17 protein-coding genes are annotated in these 20963 nt (G+C 63.5%); 7 read left to right on the top strand and 10 right to left on the bottom strand.

Going from position 1 to position 20963, the window contains the following annotated elements; translation table 11 throughout:
* Positions 1 to 75: 75 nt before the first annotated feature.
* The 6 genes from AC0L3J_RS04770 to AC0L3J_RS04795 form a co-directional block, all read right to left on the bottom strand.
* A complete protein-coding gene (locus AC0L3J_RS04770) occupies positions 76 to 447 on the bottom strand; it encodes an SUF system Fe-S cluster assembly protein (RefSeq protein WP_007591551.1) in 372 nt (123 codons plus the stop codon).
* Entirely contained in the window at positions 444 to 1691 is a 1248-nt protein-coding gene (locus AC0L3J_RS04775; protein WP_247408656.1) for a cysteine desulfurase, read from the bottom strand. Before AC0L3J_RS04775 ends, AC0L3J_RS04770 begins: the two co-directional genes overlap by 4 nt.
* Positions 1688 to 2992, bottom strand: a complete 1305-nt coding sequence (gene sufD / locus AC0L3J_RS04780) for a Fe-S cluster assembly protein SufD (RefSeq protein WP_473346189.1) — start codon at positions 2990 to 2992, stop codon at positions 1688 to 1690. Before sufD ends, AC0L3J_RS04775 begins: the two co-directional genes overlap by 4 nt.
* Before the next feature lie 11 nt (positions 2993 to 3003).
* A complete protein-coding gene (gene sufC / locus AC0L3J_RS04785; protein WP_027569859.1) occupies positions 3004 to 3753 on the bottom strand; it encodes a Fe-S cluster assembly ATPase SufC in 750 nt (249 codons plus the stop codon).
* 285 nt (positions 3754 to 4038) lie between these two features.
* Complete coding sequence (gene sufB, locus AC0L3J_RS04790; RefSeq protein ID WP_007609805.1) at positions 4039 to 5535, bottom strand: Fe-S cluster assembly protein SufB; 1497 nt, start codon at positions 5533 to 5535, stop codon at positions 4039 to 4041.
* 116 nt (positions 5536 to 5651) lie between these two features.
* Positions 5652 to 6791 (bottom strand): cysteine desulfurase family protein, encoded by a 1140-nt coding sequence (locus tag AC0L3J_RS04795; RefSeq protein ID WP_473346190.1) that lies wholly within the window; start codon positions 6789 to 6791, stop codon positions 5652 to 5654.
* 344 nt (positions 6792 to 7135) lie between these two features.
* On the opposite strand from AC0L3J_RS04795, the gene AC0L3J_RS04800 reads away from it, so the two are divergent.
* Both AC0L3J_RS04800 and AC0L3J_RS04805 read left to right on the top strand, forming a co-directional pair.
* Positions 7136 to 7783 (top strand): alpha/beta hydrolase, encoded by a 648-nt coding sequence (locus tag AC0L3J_RS04800; protein ID WP_007591562.1) that lies wholly within the window; start codon positions 7136 to 7138, stop codon positions 7781 to 7783.
* 7 nt (positions 7784 to 7790) lie between these two features.
* The gene (locus tag AC0L3J_RS04805; RefSeq protein ID WP_473346192.1) at positions 7791 to 8303 is read left to right on the top strand and encodes a DUF1697 domain-containing protein; all 513 of its coding nucleotides are present in this window, start codon (positions 7791 to 7793) and stop codon (positions 8301 to 8303) included.
* On the opposite strand, the gene AC0L3J_RS04810 is transcribed toward AC0L3J_RS04805, so the two are convergent.
* The 3 genes from AC0L3J_RS04810 to AC0L3J_RS04820 all read right to left on the bottom strand — a co-directional run bounded on the left by AC0L3J_RS04810 (position 8300) and on the right by AC0L3J_RS04820 (position 10522).
* Entirely contained in the window at positions 8300 to 8623 is a 324-nt protein-coding gene (locus AC0L3J_RS04810) for a DMT family transporter (protein WP_473346194.1), read from the bottom strand. The genes AC0L3J_RS04805 and AC0L3J_RS04810 overlap by 4 nt on opposite strands.
* 10 nt (positions 8624 to 8633) lie before the next feature.
* Entirely contained in the window at positions 8634 to 9311 is a 678-nt protein-coding gene (locus AC0L3J_RS04815; RefSeq protein WP_473346196.1) for a glutathione S-transferase family protein, read from the bottom strand.
* 107 nt (positions 9312 to 9418) lie between these two features.
* Complete coding sequence (locus AC0L3J_RS04820; protein ID WP_473346197.1) at positions 9419 to 10522, bottom strand: anhydro-N-acetylmuramic acid kinase; 1104 nt, start codon at positions 10520 to 10522, stop codon at positions 9419 to 9421.
* A 164-nt stretch (positions 10523 to 10686) separates the two neighbouring features.
* Here AC0L3J_RS04820 and tyrS point away from each other — a divergent pair, with 164 nt between their 5' ends.
* From tyrS to AC0L3J_RS04840, 4 genes are all read left to right on the top strand, one after another.
* Positions 10687 to 11940, top strand: a complete 1254-nt coding sequence (gene tyrS, locus AC0L3J_RS04825) for a tyrosine--tRNA ligase (protein ID WP_473346198.1) — start codon at positions 10687 to 10689, stop codon at positions 11938 to 11940.
* Between the two features lie 57 nt (positions 11941 to 11997).
* Positions 11998 to 13269: an MFS transporter gene (locus tag AC0L3J_RS04830; protein WP_473346200.1), complete on the top strand. Its 1272-nt coding sequence runs from the start codon at positions 11998 to 12000 to the stop codon at positions 13267 to 13269.
* Positions 13270 to 13490: 221 nt separating this feature from the next.
* A complete protein-coding gene (locus tag AC0L3J_RS04835; RefSeq protein WP_007609771.1) occupies positions 13491 to 13895 on the top strand; it encodes a DoxX family protein in 405 nt (134 codons plus the stop codon).
* Between the two features lie 397 nt (positions 13896 to 14292).
* Positions 14293 to 15987: a methyl-accepting chemotaxis protein gene (locus tag AC0L3J_RS04840; protein WP_473286919.1), complete on the top strand. Its 1695-nt coding sequence runs from the start codon at positions 14293 to 14295 to the stop codon at positions 15985 to 15987.
* A 185-nt stretch (positions 15988 to 16172) separates the two neighbouring features.
* Here the strand turns inward: AC0L3J_RS04840 and AC0L3J_RS04845 are convergent, their stop codons facing one another.
* Complete coding sequence (locus AC0L3J_RS04845) at positions 16173 to 19970, bottom strand: YhdP family protein (protein WP_473346744.1); 3798 nt, start codon at positions 19968 to 19970, stop codon at positions 16173 to 16175.
* Positions 19971 to 20174: 204 nt separating this feature from the next.
* On the opposite strand from AC0L3J_RS04845, the gene AC0L3J_RS04850 reads away from it, so the two are divergent.
* Complete coding sequence (locus tag AC0L3J_RS04850; RefSeq protein ID WP_473346201.1) at positions 20175 to 20867, top strand: peroxiredoxin; 693 nt, start codon at positions 20175 to 20177, stop codon at positions 20865 to 20867.
* Positions 20868 to 20963: the final 96 nt, after the last annotated feature.

Here is a 20963-nt window from a genome sequence, read left to right on the forward strand (position 1 = left end):
TGGTCCGTTGCCGAGCGAATTCAATGCCAAGGATCCAACAAGGATCTAACGAGTATCTAAAGCCGAGGTTACGCGTCACCACATGTTGAGCACGAGGCGGGCCTCGTCGCTCATGCGTTCCGGCGTCCAGGCCGGCTCCCAGACCACCTTGACGTCGACCACGCCGACGCCGGGAACGCTGGCGACCGCGTTCTCGACCATGGTCGGCAACTCGCCGGCGGCCGGACAATTCGGCGTCGTCAGCGTCATCTGCACGTCGACCGAGCGATCGTCCTTGATCTCGACCTTGTAGATCAGGCCGAGCTCATAGATGTCAGCCGGGATTTCCGGGTCGAACACGGTCTTCAGCCCGGCGATGATCTCGGTGGTGAGACGCTCGGTCTCTTCAGGCGGCAGCGCCGACTGGGTTTCCATCGGATTGGCTTTGATTTCTGCCGTGTCACTCATGCGAACAAATCCCGCGCCTTCAACAGCGCCTGTGCCAGATGATCGACTTCTTCCCGCGTATTATACATGCCGAACGACGCCCGGCATGTGGCCGTGACGTTGAACCGCTCTAAAAGCGGCATCACGCAATGGGTGCCGGCGCGCACCGCGATGCCCTGGCGGTCGATCACGGTGGCGACGTCATGGGCGTGGGCGCCTTTGAGCTCGAACGAGATCACCGGGCCCTTGCCCCGTGCCGTGCCGATCAGCCGCAGCGAGTTGATCTCGCGCAGCTTGTCCTGGGCGTAGGTGACGAGATCGTGCTCGTGCGCGGCGATACGCTCCTTGCCGATCGAATTGACGTAGTCGATGGCGGCACCAAGTCCGACCGCCTCGACGATCGCCGGCGTGCCGGCCTCGAATTTGTGCGGGGGATCCCCATAGGTGACGATGTCGCGCGAGACTTCGCGGATCATCTCGCCGCCGCCGTTGAACGGACGCATCGCGACGAGGTGGTCGTACTTGGCCCAGAGCACGCCGATGCCGGTCGGACCGTAGACCTTGTGGCCGGTGAAGACGTAGAAGTCGCAGCCGAGGTCCTGGACATCGACGGGCAGATGCACGGCGCCCTGGCTGCCGTCGACCAGCACGGGGATGCCGCGGGCGTGGGCGATCTTCACGACGTCCTTGACCGGGACGATGGTGCCGAGCGCATTCGACATCTGCGTGATCGCGACCAGCTTGGTCTTCGATGTCAGGAGCTTCTCGAATTCCTCGATGAGGAAATTGCCCTCGTCGTCGACCGGCGCCCATTTGATCACGGCACCATGGCGTTCCCTGAGGAAATGCCAGGGCACGATGTTCGAGTGGTGCTCCATGATCGAGATGACGATCTCGTCGCCTTCTTTGATGTTCGGTTCACCCCAGGACGAGGCGACGAGGTTGATTGCCTCGGTCGCATTGCGGGTGAAGATCACTTCTTCGGTCCGGGCAGCGTTGATGAACTGCGCCACCTTGGTGCGGCCACCCTCATAGGCTTCGGTCGCGGCGTTGGCGAGATAATGCAGCCCGCGATGCACGTTGGCGTATTCGGAGGTGTAGGCCTGCGTCATGCGATCGAGCACGGCACTCGGCTTCTGCGCGGAAGCCGCGTTATCGAGATAGACCAGCGGCTTGCCATAGATCTGCATGGCGAGCGCCGGAAAATCCTGGCGCACGCGCGCGACGTCGTAAGAGCCGTTCTTGACTGCCGGATGCGTGCTCATTGGCGCCGCTCCAGCCAGCGCTCGGCAATCCCGATCACGTGCTCGCGCAGATCATCGTCGGCGATCTGCTCGATCGCCTCTCCGACGAAAGCCTGGATCAGCAGCGCCTGGGCCTGCTTCTCCGGCAGGCCACGCGCCTTCAGGTAGAACAGCAGACTGTCGTCGAGTGCACCGGCGGTGGCGCCGTGACCGCAGGAGACGTCGTCAGCGAAGATCTCGAGCTCGGGCTTGTTGTCGGCTTCCGCCTCGTCCGAGAGCAGCAACGCACGGATCATCATCTTGCCGTCGGTCTTCTGTGCGTCGGGACGAACGATGATGCGGCCCTGGAACACCGAATGCGCACGGTCGTCGATCACGGCGCGGAAAACTTCCCGGCTGACGCAGTTCGGCACGGCGTGGTCGACCACCAGCGTGGTGTCGCCATGCTCGGTCTTCTGCAACAGGTTCACGCCGTTGACCGAGAGCTCGCTGCCCTCACCTGCCAGCGTGATGAAGCCCTGGAGACGACTGACGGCCGCACCGGTGGTCATGTTGAAGAAATTGAGTTTTGTATTCGCGCCAACCGTGACGAACTGGGAGGTGATGTTCACCGCATCCGGCGAATCATCCATCAGGCGGATATGCGCGACGTCTGCGTTGTCGCCGACCGAGAGGATGACGGCATCGCTGACCTGGTAAGCCTTGGCGCCGGCCGCGACGAAGCTCTCGATGATGGTGGCACGAGCGCCCTTCCCAATCGCGATCTGCGAGCGGGTGAACGTCGATGCCGAAGCAGCGATTGCGATGTGAATGATCTGGATCGGCGCGGAGAGCTGCGCGCCATCGGCGACCGTAAGCACGACACCGTCGGTCGCCATCGCCGCGTTCAGCGCGATCACCGCATCGGTGGCCGCGGTCTTCAACAGACTGGAATCCTTCTCCAGCGTCTCCCGCAAGGTCTTAACGCTCACCTCGGAGGCCAGCGCCTTGACGTCCGAGAGATCGGGAGCGAACACGCCGTCAACCAACACCAGCTTGCGGGCGCCCGCGATCGCGTGCGCTTTCACGGCGTCCGCGGCGCGCTTCAACGCAGCCGTATCGGGCGCTGCGGCCAGCGGCAGCACCTCGCCGACCAGTGCGCGCAGATCGGTATATTTCCATTCCTCGATCCGGCGGTGCGGCAGGCCGAGACGCTCATAGGTCTCGAACGCCTCACGGCGCGCGGCGATCACAGAAGGCGAACCCGGCAGGCGGCCTGCGGCGCTGGCGAAGAGATCGCTCACCGCGCGGCCGTTTCCGGTCTTTGCCACAGCAACGTTCATCGCAAAATTCCTTACGCGTCCTCGTACTGGGCGTAGCCGGACGACTCCAGCTCCAGCGCCAGGTCCTTGGCACCGCTCTTCACGACACGGCCTTTTGACATCACGTGCACGACGTCAGGCACGATGTAGTTGAGCAGCCGCTGATAGTGGGTGATGACAACCATCGCGCGCTTGGGCGAATGCAGCGCGTTGACGCCGTCGGCTGCGATGCGCAGCGCGTCGATGTCGAGGCCGGAATCCATCTCGTCGAGGATGCACAGGCTGGGCTCGAACAGTGCCATCTGCAGCACCTCGTTGCGCTTCTTCTCGCCACCGGAGAAGCCGACATTGACGCCGCGCTTGAGCATGTCCTGCGGGATGTTCAACGACTTCGAGACGTCGCGGACTTTCTTCAAAAAGTCCGGCGTCGAATATTCGCTCTCGCCGCGCGCCTTGCGCTGCGCGTTCAGCGCGGTGCGCAGGAAATTCATGGTGGAGACGCCGGGAATCTCGACCGGATACTGGAACGCCAGGAACACGCCCTTGGCCGCGCGCTCGTTGGGGGCCATCGCGAGCAGGTCTTCGCCCTTGAACAGGATCTCGCCGTCGGTGACCTCATAGCCCGGCTTGCCGGCGATGACGTGCGACAGCGTCGACTTGCCGGAGCCGTTCGGCCCCATGATCGCGTGGATCTCGCCCTCGTTCACGGTCAGCGTCAGCCCGTGGAGGATCTCACGTTCCTCGACACGAACCTTCAGGTCTTTCACTTCAAGCAAAGCCATCACATCAACCTTCTAAAACCACCGTATGCGCATCGCCGTCAGAAACTCGGCATCAGCAGCGGGTACGTTCGGCAACCCCGCCAAAACCGAGTCTATGCCGCATTTTGGACAGAGCGCGGTTTGCTGATCGTCGGTCCACTCGTCAACTTCCTTGGCCGGAAATGTCGCCAAGCAATAGAAACATCCGCATACCGAGCTCTTCTCGATCTCCTCACGATTGCGCATGCAGTGACGATGAGCACGATCGAGTAAATCTCGGTCAAATCCGGCCATCTCCCGCCACGACTACCCCACGCTGCCTTCCAGCGAGATCGAAATCAGCTTCTGCGCTTCCACCGCGAACTCCATCGGCAGCTGTTGCAGCACGTCCTTGACGAAGCCGTTGACGACGAGGCCGACCGCCTCCTCCTGCGTGAGGCCGCGCTGGATGCAGTAGAACAGCACGTCCTCGGAGATCTTGGACGTGGTGGCCTCGTGCTCGAACGTCGCCGACGAGTTCTTGGCTTCGATGTAGGGCACGGTGTGCGCGCCGCATTTGTCGCCGATCAACAGTGAATCGCAGGCGGTGAAGTTGCGCGCGCCGGTCGCCTTGCGATGCGCGGTGACGAGCCCGCGATAGGTGTTCTGCGACCTGCCGGCCGCGATGCCCTTGGAGATGATGCGGCTCGACGTGTTCTTGCCGAGATGGATCATCTTGGTGCCCGAGTCGACCTGCTGATAGCCGTTCGAGATCGCGATCGAGTAGAATTCACCACGCGAATTGTCGCCGCGCAGGATGCAGCTCGGATACTTCCAGGTGATCGCCGAACCGGTCTCGACCTGGGTCCAGGAGATCTTGGAATTGTTGCCGCGGCAGTCACCACGCTTGGTGACGAAATTGTAGATGCCGCCCTTGCCTTCCGAATTGCCCGGATACCAGTTCTGCACCGTCGAATATTTGATCTCGGCGTCGTCGTGGGTGACGAGCTCGACCACGGCCGCGTGCAGCTGGTTCTCGTCGCGCTGCGGCGCGGTGCAGCCTTCGAGGTAGGAGACGTAGGAGCCCTTGTCCGCGATGATCAGCGTGCGCTCGAACTGGCCGGTGTTGCGCTCGTTGATGCGGAAGTAGGTGGACAGCTCCATCGGGCAGCGCACGCCCGGCGGCACGTAGACGAACGAGCCGTCCGAGAACACCGCCGAGTTCAGCGTCGCATAGAAATTGTCCGACGTCGGCACCACGGATCCCAGATACTTCTGCACCAGCTCGGGATGCTCGCGGATCGCCTCGGAGATGGGCATGAAGATCACGCCGGCCTTCTTCAGCTCCGCCTTGAAGGTGGTCGCAACCGAGACCGAATCGAACACGGCGTCGACCGCGATCTTGCGCCGGTTAGGATCTTCCTCGCCGGGCTTCGGCTCGACGCCTTCGAGCATGGCGACTTCCCGCAAGGGAATGCCGAGCTTCTCGTAGGTCTTCAGAATCTCGGGATCGATCTCGTCGAGCGAGGTGATCGTCTTCTTCGGCTTCGGCGCCGAATAGTAATAGAGGTCCTGGAAGTCGATCTTGGGATAATCGACGCGGGCCCAGGTCGGTTCGGTCATGGTCAGCCAACGCCGATAGGCCTCGAGCCGCCACTGGAGCATCCAGGCGGGTTCGTTCTTCTTCTCGGAGATGAACTTGACGGTCTCTTCCGACAGCCCCTTGGGGGCCTTGTCGGACTCGATCAGGGTCTCAAACCCATAACGATACTGATCGACGTCGATGCGCTTCACGCGCTCGACCGTCTCTTGCACGGCTGGCATTCTATCCTCCGCTCGCGGTTTCAAGGACCGCGGTGGATCATCAAACTCGGACGACTATTACGATGTTTCTTGGCGAGACGCACGCGCTTAGAACCGTTCAAGCCGTGTTTCATCGCTTATCCCTTAAGTAGGGTATTACCGAGCTTTCGCCAAGCCTCTAACGCCCTGTTGATGTCATCGGGCTCCGTGGACCAGCCCAGACTGAGACGCACCGCTCCCTGGGCGACGGTGGGATCATACCCCATCGCCGACAGCACGTGGGACGGCTGCACCTTGCCCGAGGAACAGGCAGAGCCCGAGGACACCGCGACACCTTCGAGGTCGAAGCCGATCACGGCGGTTTCGGCTTTCAAGCCGGGAGCCGTGAAAAGAACGGTATTTGGCAACCGCCTGACGTCATCTGAGAACACCGTTGCTCCGGCCATGGAGCGAATGCCATTTTCCAAACGATCTCTGAGGCTTACCATCCGCTCCGCATCCTCCGGCAAAGCCTGAAGGGCAACCCGTACGGATGCCCCGAAGCCGGCAATGCCGGCGACATTCTCGGTTCCGGCGCGCCGGTTCAGCTCCTGCCCGCCGCCCCGCAGCACCGGCTCAAGTCCAGCCACGCCCTCGGCCACGGCCAGCGCGCCGACCCCCTTGGGGCCGCCGATCTTGTGCGCAGAAAAGGTCGCAAGGTCCGCGCCGATCACTTTGATATCGAAGGGGATTTTTCCAAGCGCCTGGATTGCATCGACGTGCAGGAGGCCGCCGGCCCCGTGAACGATTCCCGCGACGTCAGTGACCGGCTGCAGTGCGCCCGTCTCGTTGTTGGCGGCCATGACGGAGACCAACGCCGGCGGCCCCTCGCTGAGCAGCGCCTTCAAATGATCGAGGTCGATCACACCGGAACGCGTGACCCTGATCTGACCGATCTCATCTGCCGGGAACCGACCGCCTGCCAGTACCGACGCATGCTCGACGGCCGAGACTAGAAGCCGCTCGACAGGCCCCCCAGACGGCCCCCGAAGCCCCGGTGACAGCGCCAGCGCGTTGGCTTCGGTTCCCGTGGAGGTGAAGACGACGTTCCGCGGCAGCGCTCCCACAGCCATCGCAAGCGTGGTCCGTGCCTCCTCAATAAGCCGACGCGCCTCGCGCCCCTCGGCGTGAACCGAGGACGGATTGCCGATCAGCTCGTAGGCTGCGAGCATTGCGCTTCGCGCCTCGGAGCGAAGCGGCGTGGTCGCGTTCCAGTCGAGATAAACACGGCTCGGCATGACGTATTATATTACCATTCGGATCAGGCTGCTTCGCCCGCGTTGATACCCGACATGGGCCCCCGGGCAGCGCTTGGCAATCTCGATTCCCAATCGCCTTCGCGCGATGACGGCCATGACACGCTAACGTCTTGAGCCGATTGCGGGATGTTCAAGATGCTTGCTTTTTGACCCTCGCCTCATGTTAGAACGCGCGCGTCAGTTCGCCGCGCGCCGCTCGCGCATCATCCGAGGGCGCCGCTCCACCCTTCCATTCGCGGCTTGATCGGCCCAGCAGCCGATGAAATCCGCACAATCGGTTGATTGTTGAAGAGCGTCTTCAAGGGATCAATCAAGAGATCATCATGCCTGAAGTTATTTTCACCGGCCCCGCCGGCCGTCTCGAAGGCCGCTACCATCCGGCCAAGCAGAAGAACGCGCCGATCGCGATGGTCCTGCACCCGCATCCGCAGTTCCACGGCACGATGAATCACCAGATCATCTACCAGTGCTACTATGCGTTCGCGCATCGTGGCTTCTCGGTGCTGCGATTCAATTTCCGCGGCGTCGGCCGCAGCCAGGGCTCGTTCGACCACGGCACCGGCGAATTGTCGGACGCGGCCGCGGCGCTCGACTGGGCGCAGACCATCAATCCCGAAGCGCGCGCCTGCTGGGTTGCCGGCTTCTCCTTCGGCGCCTGGATCGGCATGCAGCTGCTGATGCGCCGTCCGGAGGTCGAGGGCTTCATCTCGATCGCGCCGCCCGCCAACCTCTACGACTTCTCGTTCCTCGCGCCCTGCCCGTCCTCAGGGCTCATCGTGCATGGCGAGAAGGACGCGGTGGTGCCGCCCAAGGACGTCAACACGCTGGTCGAGAAGCTGAAGACGCAGAAGGGCATCGTGATCGACCAGCAGGTCATCCCCGGCGCCAATCATTTCTTCGACGCCAAGCTCGAGCCGCTGATGGAAACCATCACGGCCTATCTCGACATGCGTCTCGCCAACGTGCGCTAAGCTTTCCGTGGGCGCGTTCATCGCATTGCTGCGTGCCGTGAATGTCGGCGGCACCGGCAAATTGCCGATGAGCGAACTCAAGGCCATTTGCGAGGAGCTCGGCTACGCCGCCGTGCGCACCTATATTGCAAGCGGCAACGTCGTCTTCACAAGCCGCAAGTCGCAATCTGCGATCAAGACCGCACTCGAAAAGCGGTTGCACGCCTATGCCGGCGCGCCGGTCGGCGTGCACGTGCGCAGCGCCACCGAGATCGCGCGGGTCCTGGCCGATAATCCGTTTCCAAAGGCCGCGCCCAACCGCACCGTCGCGATCTTCCTCGACAAGGCGCCGCCGGCGGATGCGCTCGCCGGCATTCGCGGCCAGAACAAGGAGGAGGTCCGCCTCGGCCGCCGCGAGATCTACGTGCATTACGGCGACGGCATGGGCACGTCGAAGCTGGTCATCCCCGCCGCCAAGACCGGCACCGCGCGCAACATGAACACGATCGCGACGCTCGCGAAAATGGCCGCAGCGCTCTAGGCCAGCTTGAGCGCGACGATTCCGATCAAGACGAGCGCGATGCCCGCAAGCTTCATCGCGCTCAAGGTCTCGCCGAACAGCACGACGCCCATGATGAAGGTGCCGGCGGCGCCAATCCCGGTCCACACCGAATAGGCGACGCCGACCTCGAGCACCTTCAAGGCACGCCCGAGCAGGACAACGAAGGCTACGAGCAGCACGAGCGAAACGACGCTCCAGCCTGCGCGCGTATAGCCTTCCGTATATTTCATCGAGATCGCCCAACCGACATCAAGTGCGCCGGCGATCACCAGCATCAGCCAGGCCATGGATTGCGACATCGGCTTGGGCTCAGGCCGCAAGCTTGAGCAGATGCGCGTCGTGGCGCACGAGGAAGGCGCGGAGTAATTCCGGATAATTTGAGTCGACCGCCGAGCGCACACTGGGGCGCTTCGCCAGTTCGGCCCGCCACGCCTGCACCTTTGGCAGATCCTTGAAGATGCCGAGTTCGGTCACTTCATCGAACAGATCGAAATAGCGGAAGACGGGAGCGAACACCGCATCGACGAGACTGAACGCATCGCCGGCAAAGAATGGGCCTGCGCTGAGCGCGCCCTCGACACGCGCGAACTTCGCCGCCAGCGCCTGGCGCTTACTCTCAAAGGTCGCCGGGTCGGTCGTGGTCTCCAACCCCCAGAGATCGCCGAGAATCGCCGAGCCGAACTCCATCCAGGCGCGATGTTCGGCACGCTCGAGCGCATCAGTCGGATGCAGTTTTCGGCCGCCTTGCGTCTCCTCGATGTATTCGCAGATCACGTTGCTCTCGAACAATGCGACCTCGCCCTTGTCGGTCGAGACGACCAGCACCGGCACCTTGCCGAGCGGAGACAGTTTGAGAAACCAGTCGGGCTTGTTCGCGAGATCGATGTCGACCCGCTCGAATGGCACACCTATCTCGTTGAGCGCGATCACCGCGCGCTGCACATAGGGACAAAGCTTGTGGCTGATCAGTTTGAGTGAGGCGGTCATGGCAACGATCCCGGCGGTTGAATGCAACTGCATTCAATATAGATGCATTTGCATGCACTCGTCAAGTTCGATGCATTTGCATCGACCGGTATCGCTGTAAGATCACCTCACGGCCGCGCGATCACCCCTCCCGTCATCGGCATCGGCACCCCCGTGGTAGCGGGATACGACAACGGCAGGCCCTTCATGCCGCGGGCGGCCAGGAAGCCGAAGGCCTGCGCCTCGATGGCGTCGGAGGCCCAGCCGACTGTCTCGGCGGCCTCGACAGTGGCGGACCCCACGCGCTCCCGCAGCATCTGGAGCATGGTCCGGTTGCGGGCGCCGCCGCCGCAGACGATCCAGCTTCGCGGCCTGCGTGGCAGCAGCGGGATGATGCGGGCGATGGCCGCCGCGGTGAAGGCGGTTAGAGTCGCGGCGCCGTCGGCCGGCTGCACCTCGCCGAGCTTTAGTGCGGCAAAATCGTTGCGGTCGAGCGATTTCGGCGGCGGGCTTGCGAAGAACGGCAACTCCAGGGCGCGTGCAATCCAGGCTTCGTCCGCCTTGCCGAGGGCTGCGAACTTTCCGTCCACGTCGAACGCCTGATTCATGGTGCGGTACATGAAATCGTCGAGCAGCGCGTTGCCGGGCCCGGTGTCGCAGGCAATCAGCGTGTCGTTGCCGTCGATATAGGTGATGTTGGAGACGCCGCCGATATTGACCACGACGATCGGTCCTTCGCGTTCTAGCGAATGGACGAGTGCGCGGTGGTAGACCGGCACGAATGGCGCGCCCTGCCCGCCGGCCTCGACGTCGGCGGCGCGAAAATCATGCATCACCGGGATATGGATCGCCCTGGCCAGCGCCGGCGCATCGCCGATCTGCACCGTCAGTCGCCTCTCGGGGCGGTGCAGCACGGTCTGGCCGTGAAAGCCGACGATGTCGATGTCTTCCGGTTTCATCCGGTTCTGGGCGATGAAGGCAGCCACCGCCTCAGCATGCGCCTGGGTCACCGCGCGCTCGGCCTCGGCCAAGATCCCCGGCCGGGCATCGCGCTGCGGCAGGTGCACCGCCTCGCTCAGCGCCTGCCGCAGCAGGTTGCGCTCCGCCGGGCTATAGGGCCGGTAGCCGGACGGCCCGAATGCCTTCACCTGCTTTCCGTCGGTTTCGATCAGCGCGACATCCACCCCGTCCAGCGAGGTGCCGCTCATCAAACCGAGTGCCGTCAACATCATGGATCAGCGTCCTCAAGAGACCCTTCCGGCATGCCGATCTTGTGCCAGAGGGACACATCTTATAATGCCACAGGCCAAAGTGGCGGGCAGCAACCGAGTTCCCACGGAAGACCCTTAAATTGCTCCCAAAACAGTAAACCAAGAATTGTCAGGCGCGCCGACAAATGACTGCATTTAAATCGGATTTCCTCAACACGCTGCAGGAACGTGGATTCGTCCACCAGTGCTCCGATTTCGAGGGGCTGGACGCACTCGCCGCCAAGGGCGAGGTGACCGGTTATGTCGGCTACGATTGCACCGCCCGCTCGCTGCACATCGGCAACTACCTGACCATGATGATGCTGCACTGGCTCCAGGAATCCGGCAACAAGCCGATCACCCTGATGGGCGGCGGCACGACCATGGTCGGCGATCCCTCCGGCAAGGACGAGACGCGCGCGATCCGCTCTGTCGCCGAGATCGAGGCGAACAAGGAATCGATCCGTGGTGTATTCGCAAAAGTGCTGCGCTATGGCGAGGCCAAGAGCGACGCCATCATGCTCGATAATGCCGAGTGGCTGACAAAGCTCAACTACATCGAGATGCTGCGCGACGTCGGCCGGCACTTCTCGGTCAACCGCATGCTGACCATGGACTCCGTGCGCCTGCGCCTCGAGCGCGAGCAGGAGATGAGCTTCATCGAATTCAACTACATGATCTGCCAGGCCTATGACTATGTCGAGCTCGCCAGGCGGACCGGCTGCAACTTGCAGATGGGCGGCTCCGACCAGTGGGGCAACATCATCATGGGCGTCGATCTCGGCCGCCGCATGGGCACCCATCAACTGTACGCGCTGACGACGCCGCTGCTGACGACCGCGTCGGGCGCCAAGATGGGCAAGACCGCGCAAGGCGCGGTCTGGCTCAATGCGGACCAGTTCTCGCCGTATGATTTCTGGCAGTACTGGCGCAACACAGAGGATGCCGACGTCGGCAAATTCCTCAAGCTGTTCACGACGCTGCCGGTGAGCGAGATCAGGAAGCTCGAGGCGCTCGGAGGCTCCGAGATCAACGAGGCCAAGAAGGTGCTCGCCACGGAGGCGACCGCGCTCCTGCATGGTCGCGACGCGGCGAACGAGGCGGCCGAGACCGCGCGCCGCACCTTCGAGGAAGGCGCGCTGGCCGAGAGCCTGCCGACCGTGGAAATTCCACGCGGCGAGTTCGACGCCGGCCTCGGCGTGCTCAACGCCTTCGTCAAGGCGGGCCTCGTTGCCTCCAACGGCGAAGCACGGCGCCAGATCAAGGGCGGCGGCCTGCGCGTCAATGACGAGCTCGTCACCGACGAAAAGATGGCGTTGTCGGCAGCCGACCTGACGCCGGAAGGCGTGATCAAGCTGTCGTTCGGCAAGAAGAAGCACATCCTGCTCAGGCCTGCATAGGCGTATGAGCTTTTCGCTGCTTGTCAGGGCGCGCTGAAGCGCGCTCCCTGATCGGCAATGGACCAGAACACGCTAGAGGAACAGTCCAAGCAAGCGACCAGGGAACGCGTCACGGCGACGCCGCAGGGCGTCGTGCGCACCGCGCTCGTGGTGCTCGCGCTCTGCTTCACACTCGCCGTGCTCGGCCGCGGCCTCAGCGAAAGCTTCACCGTCTTCCTGAAGCCGATCTCGGAAAACTTTGGCTGGGATCGCGCCCAGGTGGTCTCGATCTATTCGCTGACCTGGCTCGTCAGCGGACTGACCGCGCCGTTGGTCGGGCGCCTGTTCGATCATTCCGGACCGCGCATCGTCTACGCACTCGGCCTGTTGCTGCTCGGCTCGGCTTTCCTGATCGCAAGCCACGCGCAGTCACTCTGGCAGTTCCAGCTCTCGATCGGACTCTGCGTCGGCGTCGGCGTCGCCTTCATCGGCAATGTGCCGAACTCGATCCTGCTGGGCCGCTGGTTCGGCCCAAAGCTGCCGACCGCGATGGCGGTGGTCTATTCGGCCATGGGTGGCGGCGTGCTGGCGCTGCTGCCGGCTTCGCAGCTTTTGATCGATCGTCTCGGCTGGCGCGAAACCTACCAGCTGTTCGGCTTCGCCGCTCTTGGCCTGCTGGTGCCGCTGATGCTGCTGCCATGGCGGCTGTTCGCCTCGGGCTCGCCGCATATCGCGAAGAAGACCGATCCGGATTTCGTCGATCACGGCTGGACCCTTCCGAGCGCGATGCGCCATCACGCCTTCTGGGCGCTGTTCTCGACCTTCTTCTTCACCGCGGTCGGCATGTATGCGATCGCAGCCCAGATCGTGGCTTATCTGATCGATGCCGGCTTTCCGCCGCTGCAGGCCGCGACGGCCTGGGGCTTCTCCGGCGTCGTGCTGGTGTTCGGCATGCTCGGCGTGTCCGCGCTCGACGGCCTGATCGGACGTCGGCCGTCGGTGCTGCTCAGCTACGCAATCTCGATCCTCGGCATCTTCCTGCTGTGGCTGTTGCAATACTCCGCCAATCTCCTCCTGCTCACCGGATTCGTGGTCTGCTTCGGCAGCATGATGGGCTCACGTGGACCGCTGATCACGGCGACCGCGATGAAGATCTTCGGAGGCAAGCGCGTCGGCACCATTTACGGCACCATCTCGATCGGCAGCGGGCTCGGCTCGGCGTTCGGCTCCTGGAGCGGCGGCCTGATCCATGACGCGACCCACGGCTACAACGCGCTGCTCGCCTTCGCGCTTGCGAGCGTGGTGCTCGGGATGATCCCGTTCCTGGTCGTGCCCGCCTTGCGGCGGTAGGTGTCCTCAAGGTAACTTGAGCGCATTCGCGTCACCGGGAAATTACGGATGGGCACGACGCGAACAGCCGCAAAAAATGTGGATGGCGCGCGACTGAAAGTCCTTTCTGCGGTGTTTTGTCCGACATGACAAAAATGTCAGCGCAAATTGCCCTTGGGCGGCTTGCAGGGCAGAACTGAATGCGGTCCTAGTCGCAAGCATTGGATGGAGGGCACAAACCAATGAACTTTCCCTATCTCGTTCGCTTTCAACCGGTTCTCTTGAGCCTGTTTCGCTTCATCACCGGACTCCTGTTGCTCCAGTACGGCATCGCCAAGCTGTTCAAGTTTCCGGTGCTTCCCTACTTCGCAAACATCCCGCCGATCATCTACGCAGCCGGTACGCTTGAGCTCGTGCTTGGCGCGCTGCTGATGATCGGCTTGTTCACCCGCCTCGCGGCGTTCATCCTGTCGGGTGAGATGGCTTTCGCCTACTTCATGGGCCACATGTTCAAGGGCGAGACGCCGGTGTTCCTGCCGCTGCTCAATGGTGGCACCGCGGCGATCCTGTTCTGCTTCGCCTGCCTCTATCTCTCGGCAGCCGGCGGCGGCTCGGTCAGCGCCGATGCGGCGATGGGCAAGGACTAGCGGCACGACCGGCGGCGCGTTCGCGCGGCGCTGAGGCATCAGCAATTGATTCGCGAATAAAGGGATGGCATCCGTACATTTACGGGTGCCATCTCAGCGCGAGCCCAGCACGTTCCAGACCAGGACGAGGACCGCGACCAGCAGCATCGACATGATGAGGCGGTGAACGAATCGGTTCATGTCGGCTCCCACCGGATTCGGTCGCGACTAAAGACCCACACAATTTCCCTCCGAGTTGACTTGCCAAGCGCCGACGCGGCGCATTTCCGCATGGATGTTTGCGCATGCAGCTCGCGGACGCCGCTTGCGCGGCAGCTCGTCGCACACGTCCATTCATGATTGGTAAGAATTTCATGCTACCGACGCGAGCAACAATAACCATTCCGTCGAGGCCGTGATGAAGCTGCTGAGTCACCTCAAGATCCGCACCAAGCTCGCCAGCATGGTCTGTCTTTCGGCTCTCACGGTCACGGCCATCATCGGGGTGTCGTCCGTGCTCAGCAAGAGCCGCATGCTGGAGGACCGCGTCCAGCAGATGCGCACCGCGGTCGATATGCTCCACAACCTCGCCCAATCACTTGAAGAGGAAGTCGGCGCCGGCAAGCTGACGCAGGCTGAAGCAAAAATCCAGTTCCACCAGCGCGGCCGCCGCATGAGCTTCAATGGCGGCCAAGGCTATCCGGTGGTCTATAACGCCGATACGTCCCTCATCGTCAACGGCGCCAACCAGCAGCTCGAAGGCAAGATCACCGGTGCGAAGGACTCCAATGGCGTCCTGATCGCCGACGCCATTATCAAGGCCGGCGCTGAGACCGCACAGGGCGGCGTGACCTCCTACCTCTATCCCCGCCCCGGCCAGACCGAGCCGGTCCGCAAGACCGTGTTCGCGCGCAAATTCGCGCCCTGGAACGCGACGATCAGCTACGGCCTCTATGTCGACGACATCGATGCGGACGTGCGAGCCTTGACGCTGGAGCTGGGGGCGATCGGCATCGGCCTGATGCTGCTGATGGCGACGCTGTCCTGGCTGATTGCCCGCGACGTGCTCGGCGCGCTCGACCGCCAGAAGAACCGCATGCAGGCCATTTCCGAAGGCGCCATCGACGCGGCGGTCGAGGAGACCGGTCGCGGCGACGAGATCGGCCGCATGGCCGAGACCCTAGAAGTGCTCAGGCAGACCGCGTTGACGGCGCGTAAGCTGGAGGCCGAGCAGGTCGCCACCAAGACCCGCAGCGAACAGGAGAAGCGCGACGCGCTGATCTCGCTTGCCGATCGCTTCGATGCCTCCGTCGGCCAGCTCGTCGGCCTGATGGCCTCGGGCTCCGGCGAGCTGGAGGTCACCGCCAAGTCGATGTCGTCGACCGCGGAAGGCACCAACCGCCGCGCCGCCGTCGTGGGCTCGGCTGCCACCGAAGCCAGCCAGCGCGTCCAGACGGTCGCGGCCGCCGCCGAGGAGCTCTCCTCCTCCATCACCGAGATCAGCCGTCAGGTCGCGCAGTCCGCCGTGGTCACCGGTCGCGCCGTGGACAGCGCACGCCGCACCGACACCATCGTGCGCGCGCTCTCCGATGGCGCCCAGCAGATCGAACACGTTGCCGAGCTGATTTCCAGCATCGCGGCGCAGACCAATTTGCTCGCGCTCAACGCCACCATCGAGGCCGCACGTGCCGGCGAAGCCGGCCGCGGCTTTGCCGTCGTCGCTTCGGAGGTGAAGTCGCTGGCGAGCCAGACCGCGGAAGCCACCCGCGAGATCGGCGACAAGATCGCCCAGATCCAGGGCGCGACCAAGGAAGCGGTAGACGCCATCGGCGGCATCACCGCCACCATCGAGGAGGTCAGCCGGATCGCCACCTCGATCGGCGCTGCGATCGAGGAGCAAGGCGCCGCCACCGCCGAGATCGCCCGCAGCGTCTCGCAGACGGCGGAGGCGACCCAGGAAGTCACCACCAATATCGGCGGCGTCAGCACGGCAGCAAACGAGACCGGCAATGCCGCGGGCATGGTGCTCGCCGCGGCCTCAAACCTCTCCAAGCAGGCCGAACAGCTCTCCGGCGAAGTCGGGACCTTCCTGGCGGGCGTGCGCGCGGCGTAAGGCGGCGCACGGGCCTCGTGGTTCGAGACGCCCGCTCCGCGGGCTCCTCACCATGAGGATCTAAGATTTATCCTTGGAACAGGGCCTCATCCTGAGGAGCCCGCGTGGCGGGCGTCTCGAAGGATGGCTGCGCGCAAAACACTGTCCGCATTCATTCTCGGACACGAGAAGGGGGTAGCTCGCCGCTATCGCCGCGCGAGGGTGCAGCCGCTCGAGAGCTGGCGCGGCGTTCCGGTCGAGCCATCGCTCGACTGCGACGGAAATTCCTCGAACGGCGAGTTCTGTTTGCCGGTGTTGAATTCGAAGATCTTGCGGAACAGACCGGGCGCCATCGCCGAAATCGGATTGACGCGCATCACGGGCGCAGCCGGCGTGCCGACGACCTCGTAGGTCACGCCGATCAATCCCTCATTGTTGCCGCCGCCGAGGAAGATGCCGAACAACGGGATCTGGCCGAAGATGTTGTTGACGCCATACATGGGCACGAAGGTGCCGCTCATGCAGACCTGGTTGCCGGGAAAATCGATCGAGCCCTCGATGGTGGCGCCGATCATCGGCCCCTTGACCACGCCGTCGCGGATCGTGAGCGCGCCGTTCTGCCGCGTGAACTCCGCGCGCAACGCCGTGAAGGCCACGCCGCTCTGCGCGCCGTTGGGAGCGCCCGCCGCGACGCGATCGAGTTGATCCATTCCCTTGACCGAGAAGTCGCGCACGTTGATCAGGCCTTCCCTTGTCGTAGGCTCTGACGTCGGCGGCTCCATGGCCACCACCATCTGGCCGCCGAAGACCTTGTTGGTGGTGTCTGTGAAGCGCAGGAAGTTGCCGGCATCGCTGGTCTGGAGATAGATCACCTCGCGGTTGCCCTGGGCGCGGCCGCCGCGCAAATCGGCGGCCACAGGCGTGTCTTTTCCGATCCTGCCGCTCAGCGTGAAGGCTTTGACCGCACCATTGCGCCGCGACATCTTGGCCTCGACGCTACGCATCGCCTCGCCGTTGAAACCCATGACGGCGCCGAGCTTCACGTCCATGTCGAAATCGACGTTCTTCGTCTTGCTCTTGGCATCGTCCTTGGAATTGCCTGAGATCGCCGATTTCAGGAAGCCGCGTCCGTCGAATACGTCGCCGCGCATGGTGCCCTTGACCACGCCGTCCTGGCTGCGCTCCACCTTCAGCGACGCCTTGTCGCCGTCGGACGGCGCGTAGGTCGGGAAGTTTGCGTTCATGAGATCGCCGTTGGCATCGACCTCGAGCGACCCCTTGATCGAGGCGCCGCCGCCTTCGATGACGATCTCCTCCAGGCGCGTGGATTGCGCTGTCGGCACCACCTTGAAGCTGGCCTTGCCCGCTCTGCCCGGCAACTTGACCCAGCCGGGCAGGATGTTGTCGAGCTTGACCGAGGTCAGGTCGGCTTCGATGCCGAGCTTGGTCGTCTGGTCGGGCCCCCCTGCGATCTTGCCTGACAGCTTGATCGGCACCGATCCGCTGACGGCGGGACCCAGATCGAATCCGAGGCGCGCGCGGCTCGCATCGTCCAGCGTGGTCTGCAATTTGACATCCGCATCGCCCTCGGCCGGCTTGCGATAATCGAGCGAGGCCGCCTGCCCGTTGATCTTGACGTCGCCCTTGACCTGATAGCCCTGGTTGCTCGCGACGATCTTGAGGTTGTTGGCCTCCAGCTTCTGGTTCATCACCAGCTTGTCGGCACCAAAACCGTTGAGATCGGCGGTAACGCTATAGCTGGTGTCGGCTTTGGTCAGCTCGCCCTTGACCGGCAGCCCAAGCTGGACGTTCGCCGAGAACGTCCCCTTGCTGGTATTGGGATCGATGACGGTCGACGACAGATCGCTCAGGCGATCGTTGGAAAGCATTTCGGCGGCTGCGGGCACCGGGCCTTCGACACGAAACCTGGTCCGCGACGGCGACGGCTTGGGCGCCATATCGGGCACCTCGAAGACGAAGTCGGAAATCGTGATCTTGCGGCCCGCTGGCGTATCGGCGATGCCCTGCCCGATATTCACGGTCGCGGTGCGCCCGGTCACGCGCGCCTTCAAATCGGCATCGTGCACCACCGGCAGGCCATCTACTGGGCGAACCGTGACACCGCTCGCCACGATATTGACCGACAAGCCGTCGTCGGGAATGGGTGGGCCCTTGCGCGGAAGATTCTTCGTCGGCGAATTCACGCCGATCTCGATGCGCTGGAGCGTTCCACGCTCGATCCGCTCGATCACCCATTCGCGCAATTCGGGAACGACAAGTGTCGGCCACATCCGCTTGAGCGCGGAGGCCGACATCGGCGTTCCCGCAAAACCCAAGGTCAGCCGTGGCTCGCCCGAATAGTCGATGGCACCGGTGCCGGCGACGCCGATCTCTCCGTTGGAGATATCGGCCTGGGTCAACAGCAGCCTCTTGTGGTCGGTGTCGAAGCGGAAGCCGATCGCAATGCGGTTGAAGACCAGCGGCGGCTCATTGTCGATGCCGCCGAGCAGGATCGAGCCGCCGCTGAAACCGAGCTGCCAGTCATTGACGGTGCCGTTGGGCGGCTCGACATGAGCCAGAAGCGTCATGCGGTTCGCGCCCGAGAGGACCTTGAACGGAGCGACCAGCACCCGCCGATTGGCGTCCCACTCGACATTGATCTCGGCCGAGTCGATCGCCATCGGATAATCGGGCGTATCGGTGTCGATGATGTTGCCCGCACCGACTGCGATCTTGCCGCGAAAGAAGGTCGGCACGCCGTCGCGGCCGAGCTCGCCCTTGAGCTCGCCGGTCAGCGGCAGGTCGGCGGTGTAGGTGAGATCCTTCACCCGCAGCGCCAGCAGGATGTTGGCGGTCGAAACCTTGTCGGCGCGGATGTCGACCGAGCGCACCCCGTTCTCGGTGGGGCCGATCGTGGCACGCAGCGACCACGGACGCGCGCCCTCCTCGCCGAGGCTGAGCGCGACGCCGCCACGGCTCGGTCGGCGCAGGCTGAGCGTGATATTCTCAAACGTCCATTTGCTGCCGCGCTGCTGGTCGTCGACAATCAGATTGCCGTTCTTCAGGCCGATCTCGTTGAGATTCTGGCCGTCGAGGCCGGTCATGCTCAGACTGTCGAGCCAGTCGAGGCCCTGAAGAATGCCGGTCGGGGCCGTGACCTGGGTCGCGGCTTGCGATGCGTCGGAGGTCGCAGGCTCGGTGGCGAATGGCGGCGGTGGCACACCGTTGCGCGGGAAAGTCGGCGGCAGCCCCGCGTCCTTCTTGGATGCGACGCCGGTGGCGAGCGGCTTTGCGGTGTCGCCAGCCGATACCGTGACGGTGCCGTCAGGCGCGATCCGGATCGCGAGCTCGGCATCGACGAGGTTGAGGCTTTCGGCGCGCAGATGCCCCATCAGCAGGCCCGCGCCCGACAGCTTCACCTCGGCCTTCGGTGCCGTGGCGACAATGACGTGATCGTGGTCGCGCACGACGATATCGCGGATGCGCACGGCGATCCGGATCCGCCCGGCCCGCTCGATCTGCGTGCCGCCGACCTCCACGGTGTTGCCGTGACCGATATTGTCCTCGATCGCGGCCGCGAGCCACGGCGTCGCAATGTCGAGATTGATGGGACCGGCGCCGAGCCGCCACCACAGTGCGCCGAAACAGCCGACGAAGATGACGATCAGGGCACCGACGACCACGGCCACGCGCTTCAGCCAGCGACCGCCGCCCAGCCAGCGGCGCAGCGGCCCAAACCCGTCAGCGAAGCGATGGAAGCCCGAGTTGGAACGCGACAACAGCCGGCGCGCCCGATAGCCCGCCGCCGCTTCCTGATCCGGATCCCAATCGGCATCGTCCCATTGCTGCTGCTCTGGTTGGCTGCCGCGCCGATCCGAATCCCGATTGTAATCCTGGGGCGACGTATTCCTTGCCATTGCCTCTCGATACAGGCGCCCGTCGTGGGATTGAGCGCCGCCGGGGCCGCAGCCGTCGACGGGAAGCGAAGCCTCCCGCGCCGGCATTGCCGCCATACCTCGAATATTCCTTCTGTTCGTCATGTCGCCCCGGGAGCGCGTTCAACGAGCAGTGGGGTGGTCCGTGGAATTCCTTGTAACCAGACTCCGGCGTCGTCAGACTCGCCCAGCCGAGGGCACGATTCCGCCAGACCGGAAGAGGGCTGCAATACTGCTTTGGTTGACCCGCCGAAAGCGACGAAAGGAAGGCGTATGTCTAAGAAATCCCGAAAGAAATCGTCCAAAACGCCCTCCGGCAGTCCGACGGCTAAAAAGACACCCGTGAAAGTGCGGGCTGCGACTCAAACCAAGTCCGCGAAAACACAGCGGACACCGGCGAGCAAATCAACTGGGACCATAGCAAAGACAGCATCGCATAAGGCCGCATCGAAACGGTTAAATTCTTCCAAATCGGCATCAGCGCCCAAAGCGACGGCGAAGGCCGGCTTGGCCGAGGGTCAGAAGGCCCCCGCCTTCCGCCTGCCCCGCGACGGTGGTGGTGTCGTCGCGCTATCGGATTATGCCGGCCAGAAGCTGGTCCTGTTCTTCTACCCCCGCGCCGACACGCCGGGTTGCACCAGGGAGGCCATCGATTTCACCCGGCTGACCGGCGCCTTCGCCAAGGCCGGCACCGCCGTGCTTGGTATCTCCGCCGATCCAGTCAAGGCTCAGGACAAGTTCCGCGACAAGCACGATCTCGGCGTGCCCCTCATTTCAGACGAGACGCACGAGATGCTGGAGGCCTACGGCGCCTGGGGCGAAAAGTCCATGTATGGCAAGAGCTTCCGGGGAGTTCTTCGCACTACGATGCTGCTTGGCGCCGACGGCAAGATCGCCCGGATCTGGCGCAATGTCCGGGTCGATGGCCACGCCGACGAAGTGCTGGAAGCCGCAAGGAGCCTTTAACCAATCCTTTAAATTCAAGCGGTTCCGTTTCCGGAAAATTAACCATGACTGGCCCAGATTGCCGCGGCAATTAGGCCGTACGGACTCATCCGACCG

The organism is Bradyrhizobium sp. Kon37 (assembly GCF_055807535.1).